Origin of the sequence: uncultured Shewanella sp., assembly GCF_947495455.1 — a bacterium.
Classification (GTDB): Bacteria; Pseudomonadota; Gammaproteobacteria; order Enterobacterales; family Shewanellaceae; genus Shewanella.
Genome location: NZ_CANLZC010000168.1, coordinates 1 through 6,721, shown reverse-complemented (window position 1 = coordinate 6,721; position 6,721 = coordinate 1). Strand labels below are relative to the sequence as shown.

General features: G+C 40.6%; 4 protein-coding genes. 2 read left to right on the top strand and 2 right to left on the bottom strand.

The features are described from left to right. Positions 1 to 93: 93 nt before the first annotated feature. Positions 94 to 726 carry a recombinase family protein gene (locus tag Q0791_RS23970; RefSeq protein WP_299011785.1) on the bottom strand — a complete coding sequence of 211 codons (633 nt, stop codon included), beginning with the start codon at positions 724 to 726 and terminating at the stop codon, positions 94 to 96. A 191-nt stretch (positions 727 to 917) separates the two neighbouring features. Here Q0791_RS23970 and Q0791_RS23965 point away from each other — a divergent pair, with 191 nt between their 5' ends. Beyond that, positions 918 to 2,315 (top strand): hypothetical protein, encoded by a 1,398-nt coding sequence (locus Q0791_RS23965; RefSeq protein WP_299011784.1) that lies wholly within the window; start codon positions 918 to 920, stop codon positions 2,313 to 2,315. A 55-nt stretch (positions 2,316 to 2,370) separates the two neighbouring features. On the opposite strand, the gene fic is transcribed toward Q0791_RS23965, so the two are convergent. Beyond that, complete coding sequence (fic, locus tag Q0791_RS23960) at positions 2,371 to 3,489, bottom strand: protein adenylyltransferase Fic (RefSeq protein ID WP_299011783.1); 1,119 nt, start codon at positions 3,487 to 3,489, stop codon at positions 2,371 to 2,373. A gap of 104 nt (positions 3,490 to 3,593) precedes the next feature. On the opposite strand from fic, the gene Q0791_RS23955 reads away from it, so the two are divergent. Continuing rightward, a complete protein-coding gene (locus Q0791_RS23955) occupies positions 3,594 to 6,620 on the top strand; it encodes a Tn3 family transposase (RefSeq protein ID WP_299011782.1) in 3,027 nt (1,008 codons plus the stop codon). Positions 6,621 to 6,721: the final 101 nt, after the last annotated feature.

Sequence of the window (6,721 nt, the reverse complement as noted above, 5' to 3'; positions counted from 1 at the left end):
GGGGTTTTGCGCCCATTTCAGCGAAAAGTCCAAAGTGGCTCTGTAAGCCTCATTCCACAAGGCATTCGAAGCCCCCCTATATTAATAAAGCCCTTAATTTAAGCCATGAGTCTTAATTTTCTTGGAGACTTTAGCTATGGTTGCCCTTGAGCAGCCAAGGTAGTGCTGGATCTGATTGTAAGTTTTGTCGTTTTCGAGCAGTTCAGCTATTTTATCCTGAAGCTCAATATCGTCTGGCCTACCTTTGTATTTTCCATTCTTTTTTGCTTTTTGGATCCCCTGAAATTGTCGTCTTCGCCTGTCCTCATAATCTTTTCGAGCAATCGCCGCCAACATATCGAGCATCATGTCATTTAATGCGCCGAGCATTCTATTGGTAAACTCGTCGTTTGTAGTCATCAATTGATGGCTAGTTGGTAGATCCAGAGCCACTATACGAATTTTCTTATCCTTGATTATTGATTTTAGCGTTTCCCAATCTACAGTATTTAACCGGCTGATCCGATCAACTTGCTCTACCAGTAATACATCCTCTGGTTGTGCAATATCGAGCAGCCTAAACAGTTCTGGCCGATGCAATTTTGCTCCAGATTCATTTTCTATGAACCAAGTGGATATTTTTAGGCCACTGCCTTGGGCAAATTCAGTTAACCCCTCTTTTGCTCTTTCTGCATCTTGTTCATCGGTTGAGGCTCGAAGGTAAGCGTAGACTCTAAAGGTGTGCATAGTTCATTTTATATGGTTTAGTATCTGAGGTTCATTTTAAATACTATTATTAAATTAATAAACCAGTTTTCCTTTGGTTTACTTAAGATGCACTTTTAACGAACTAACAAAATTCAACAGTAGCCATAACCTGATACCGAATTGATTAATTTTAAAAATACTAAAGATTAAGACCGATTTAGGATAAAAATATGAAAGAGCTTCCCCAGTCATTATTCGATGTTTATGCACTTGCACTTCCTCGTGGTCATGGTTTTGGGAATGCACTGCCTATTCATACCTGGCAAAGTGATGATGGGTTGGCGTTCGGAGTTGTTACTTGCAATGAAAAAGACTCATTTTTTGGCTTACTGGTAGCTAGGCGTCGAATTGACAACGTCTGGACTGTAATTGCTGATCATAGTGATATCAGATTATTAGATGAAGCCTTACATAAATTAAGTATATTGTTAAAGAGTGGTGAGCCACCTGAACCAATACCTTCTAATACAGCTCCTCGTCCAGTCTTATATGATTTTAAAAATCGACAAGTTTCTGATCTATTCAAACTTTTGACAAAACCATCCCATCATATAGCGGCATGGATGCTTAACCAGCTGTATCTAGCACTCCCTAGTCCAGATGCAAATTGGGCCGGTGACTTCCAAACGTCAAATTTTCATACCCGGATGTGGGAGGTACAGCTTCTTGCAACTTTTCGAGAGCAAGGTTTACTCGTCACTCAACCATCCATCTCACCTGACTTCTTAATTGAAAATCGGCATGGTGACATAGCTTGGGTTGAAGCGGTAACCGCGAACCCTAAAAGGCGATACAACCATGTGAATGCAGAGCCAAGCAAACCTCCAAAAAATATGGAAAAAAGACTAATTGGCGAGGCTGCTGAAAGATTTGCAAAAACTATAGGGAATAAGCTTGGTAAAAAATATTGTGACCAACCAGATGTTTCAGGTAAGCCTTTTATTATCGCCTTAGCTGATTTCCATGCTCCAGGATCAATGACTTGGAGTCGAGGGGCATTAATGAGTTATTTGTATGGAGCTTATCCTTTAGTTGAGGTAGTAAATGGCCAGCGTACCGCTTCACTTAAGCCAATCAAGAGATTACTTGGTGAATCCCAATTTCCTGCTGGGTTATTTTGCAATCAAGAAAACAGTGAACTATCCGCTATTATATTCACAAACGCATGTACAATCGGGAAGTTTAATCGTGTTGGGGTGTCGGCAGGTGCAAATGCAAATGGTTTACGATATATTCGGATTGGCGAGTTTTATGATCGCACGCCAGGCGCTCTAGCAGGTATCCCATTTTGTCTGGATATATCTAGCAGTGAATATAGGTCACTTTGGCCGCAAGGTTATGAGCCTTGGTGCGCTGAAATAGAAGTTTTTCATAACCCGTATGCAAAGCACCCTGTTTCAAAAAAACTACTGCCAGAAATTACCCATTGGTACGAAGATAATAAAGAAATAGTATGTAGTTCTTTCTACGAGACTTCGATCTTGTATTCTAAAACTTTGATTCAAAATGAGACCGATAAAATGCCATCAATTCATGAATTGATGGCTAAGGATAGCTGTAAGCGTTGACTGATAAAAAACCTGATCTCCGCCAATCAGTATGATTACACCACCTGAATCGATATTACACAGAAATCGCTCCATACTCTTTAAATTGATTACTGTCTTTCGTCATCAACTGGATCAGTTTTGGATGAACGAACAGCTTTTCTTTACCTGACTGTGTTTCCTGTAGTACACCTATGTCACAGAGTTGCTTGAGATAAACAGAGGCTGTTTGTCTTTTAGCAAGCCCCGTATCAACCAGATTACTGATCCTACAATAAGGTTGCTCAAAAATAAGCTGGATCAATTCATAGCTGTATATCTTAGGCAAAGAATCACGTACAAACTCGGTTGTATGCTCTATAAGCTGGCGAGCAGCGGCAATTTTGTGAGTCGTCCATTGCGCGGTTTCGGCCACGGCGTTAAGCATAAAACAGATCCAACTTTTCCACTCCTGATTTTTGGTGACATTCAATAAGAGTTGATAATAGTCTTGCTTTTTTTGCACAATGTAACGGCTTAAATACAAAATAGGCAGGCTTAGCAGGCCTTGTTCGATCAGGTAAAGGATATTCAGAATACGTCCCGTTCTGCCATTGCCATCCGTAAAGGGATGGATCGCTTCAAACTGGTAATGAGCCGCCGCCATTTTTATCAGTGGATCGATATCATCCTCATTATGAATAAACGTCTCCCAGTTACCCAATAACCCTCGAATCACATCCTCTCCGGTAGGCGGTGTATATATGATATCCCCAGTGACACTGTTGCTTAACACGGTTCCGGGCACCCTCCTAATATCCATATTCACAGATTTTAAGGTGCTGCAAATTTCTACAGCGGTATTGGTATTAAGAGGTCGCTCTTTTAGTTGTAAATAACCCTGATGTAAGGCCGTTCTGTAACGTAGTGCTTCTTTGGTAGCATGATCAGCCTGAGTGTCTTCCTGGGCATACTGAAATAGTTTGTCAGAAGTAGTGACTATATTTTCTATTTCAGAGCTGTCTTTTGCTTCCAGTAAGGGGAGTAAATTGATTAATAACCCTTGGTTGGGCAGTAATTCTCCAGCTTGCTTTAGCTCAGCAATCGCGGCTCTGGCTGGAATACAAGCTTTTAATATGGATACATCATCAAGAATGTTGCTGTCTGGAGGAAGCATTGGTAAATCGTTAAAAGGCAGTTTAGCTGACCAAGACATGTTTAAATTTCTATTTTTTTTCAACATGAACAGATTATATGTCGATTGCATCGACATGACACACTATTATGTCGATTATTTTGTATTTAATCGACATAATCATAATGACAGATGTAAAACCAAGCCGAATTCAGATACTGACAGATCAAGAAATTCATGAGCTGTATGCTCTCCCTATGTTTAGCCAGGCTGAACGCGAAGAGTATTTTTCCTTAGATCCCAGTATTCAGAAAATTCTGGCAAAAATGGGAAAAATTGAAACCCGGATCTACCTGATCCTATTAATTGGCTACTTCAGAGCAAAGCCGGTGGTGCCAAAATTTAAATTACGCGATGTCAAACAAGATGTTGACTATATTTACGCAACGCATTTCCCAAACAAGAAACCCAAATATCCACTTATAGCCAAAAGCACACGGGCGGCCTTGGTATTAAAGATGTACGAAATACTTGGTTTTGAGCGTTTCTCCAAACCCCAACGACAAGATTTAATGGCACGGTTACAGGATGTAGCCACGATATGTACCTATCCCAAGTATATTTTCGATGAATGCCTGACGTTTTTCGGTCAGCAACGAATAGGCCTAATTGGTTATTCCACCCTACAGAACATTATCACAACCGTTTTGGCCAATGAAAGAGAACGCACTGAATCCATCCTTTCAAACAACATGTCCGATACCACACAAAAGCAGTTAGAAAAGATATTGCATACCAAGGGAATGTTAAACAGCTTATCTGTCCATAAAGGTTCTGCCAAAGACTTTACTCCATCAGAACTTGCCCGTGAAATTGAAACTCATAATACCATTAAAAGTGTTTATCAGGATGTAAAACGGCTCATTAGCCAGCTTAGATTATCGCAAGGAAACCTGAGTTACTACGCCTCTATCATTCAACATCAATCGATATACAAAATCAGACGTTTTCCCAAATGGCAAGGCATGCTATATATGGCCTGTTACCTGTTTTTTCGCTACCAGGAAACCAATGATAAATTGGTAACAGCTTTTAAGAACGTAGCGAGAAAACAAAGAGAAGCAGCCACTGTCGCTGCCAAACAACGCATAGCAGAAGAGCTGGAAGTCATTAGGGAAAAGCTTAAACATGCTGGCAATATTCTTCGCTTTTTTGTTGATGATACCGTGAGTGATCAAACCGAGTTCGGGGATATTCGGCAAGATGCTTTTGAACTGATACCCAAAGATGAAATTCAGCTAATAAGCCAGTACCTCAACAAGAACAATTTCGATAAAGCCCAATATGAATGGCAATATATCGATACTCAATATAGAAAAATAGCCAATAGCATGCGGTCACTGTTCCTGGCCATAGATATTGAATGTGAACCTAGGCAACAAGCGCTGGCTTCTCAGCTAGTGACGGCAAAGTCAGAACTTCAAAAAGATAAACATATTTTCACAGTTGATCAAAGGTTGTTTCTTAAACAAGACCGGCGCCATCTTGTGGAGGACGAGCAGGTTAACACTAAACGGTTTGAATATTATTTGTATCAGAAAGTTGCAAGGATGCTCAAAAATAACAGTATCTTTGTGACTGAAAGTGCAAACAATAAGCGTTTGGAAGATGATCTGATCCCTGTTTCTGAATGGGCGCAGAGCGAACTGATTATTCAGAAAACTGGATTGACTAGGTTAATCACGCCCATTGGTCAAACGTTATCAGAGTTAACACAAAAGCTTTACCAAAAAATGCAACATGTGGGTGGTAATATCAATGACGATGCCAATGATTTTGTAAAACGCCAGCCTCGCGCCAATCAGCTTACCTGGAAATTGGCGAATAAACGTTGGAAAGATGACCTTGATAACCCGGTTTACAACCAGCTTCAGCATATGGGGATCATAGAAATCATGGATTATGTTAATCAAAAAACTGGATACCTGAATGCGTTTAAAAATGCAGCCGCCAAAAAGCACGGAATTAAGGCCGAAGAAGAGGATTTATTGGCTTGTATATTTGGTAATGGCTCAAACTATGGGCTACACCATATGTCATCGATATCAGATCGCGCTTTGGGTATATTAAGAGGGGTAAACGACGGTTACATACGTCCGGAAACCACCAGTGATGCGAATGATATCATATCGGATGCCTTAGCAACCTTACCTATATTCAAGTACTACACAATCAATGAAAATGCGCCTTTCGGCAGTATCGACGGACAAAAGCATGCCTGCCGGATCAATACCTTCCGGGCGCGCTATTCTGCGAAATATTTCAGAAAAGGTAAGGGCGTATCCGCGCTTACCCTGGTGTCTAACCATGTTCCAGTTAGTACAAAAGTGATCTCAGCCAATGAATATGAAGCGCATCACGCATTTGATCTGCTCTACAATAACGCCAGCGATATTCAGCCAAAAACGTTGGCCACTGATACGCACGGTGTAAACAATGTGAACTTCGCTATCCTAGATCTGTTTGGATACCAATTCGCCCCTCGTTACGCCAAGTTTAAAAATGCATTTAACGATTTGTTTGAGATTGAATATGGTGAAGAATTAACACTTAAACTTCAAAAGCCGATCAATACGGCGCTTATCGAAAAAGAGTGGGAAAACATCCAGTGGATCATCTGCTCTCTAAGCCGTAAAACAGCGACACAGGCAACCATCATTAAAAAGTTATCCAATAATAGAAAGAATAATCGTACTTTAGCTGCGCTTCATGAATATGACCGATTGATAAAATGCCTGTTTATGCTTGATTATGTAGATGATAAAACGTTGCGCCAGTTTGTACAGCAAGCTCTTAACCGTGGTGAAGCGTATCATCAACTGAGGCGAGCCATTGCGTCAATCAATGGTAATCAGTTTAGAGGCGGTGACGATTACCAGATAGAGCAATGGAATGATTGCGCCCGGATCATAGCCAATTGCATCATTTACTATAATTCAGCATTACTCTCCAGTCTGGTTGAAAAGTTTGAACAAGATAACAACCAGGAAGTTGTAAATATGATCGCAAATCTTTCGCCAGTCGCTTGGCGGCATATCCAACTTGCGGGTCATTATATCTTTGGCCTAAAAAAGAATAACATCGTCCTAGAAAGGCTACTTGAAAACTTGGATCCATTAGCTGAAGAAGAGAAATTAGATATAGCGGCTTGATAAATTATTGAATTAAAAAATATACCACTCCTTTGTAGGCCTTGTATTTCAAGGTCTACAACCAAGGTTTGGACTTTTCGCTGAAATGGGCGCAATACCCC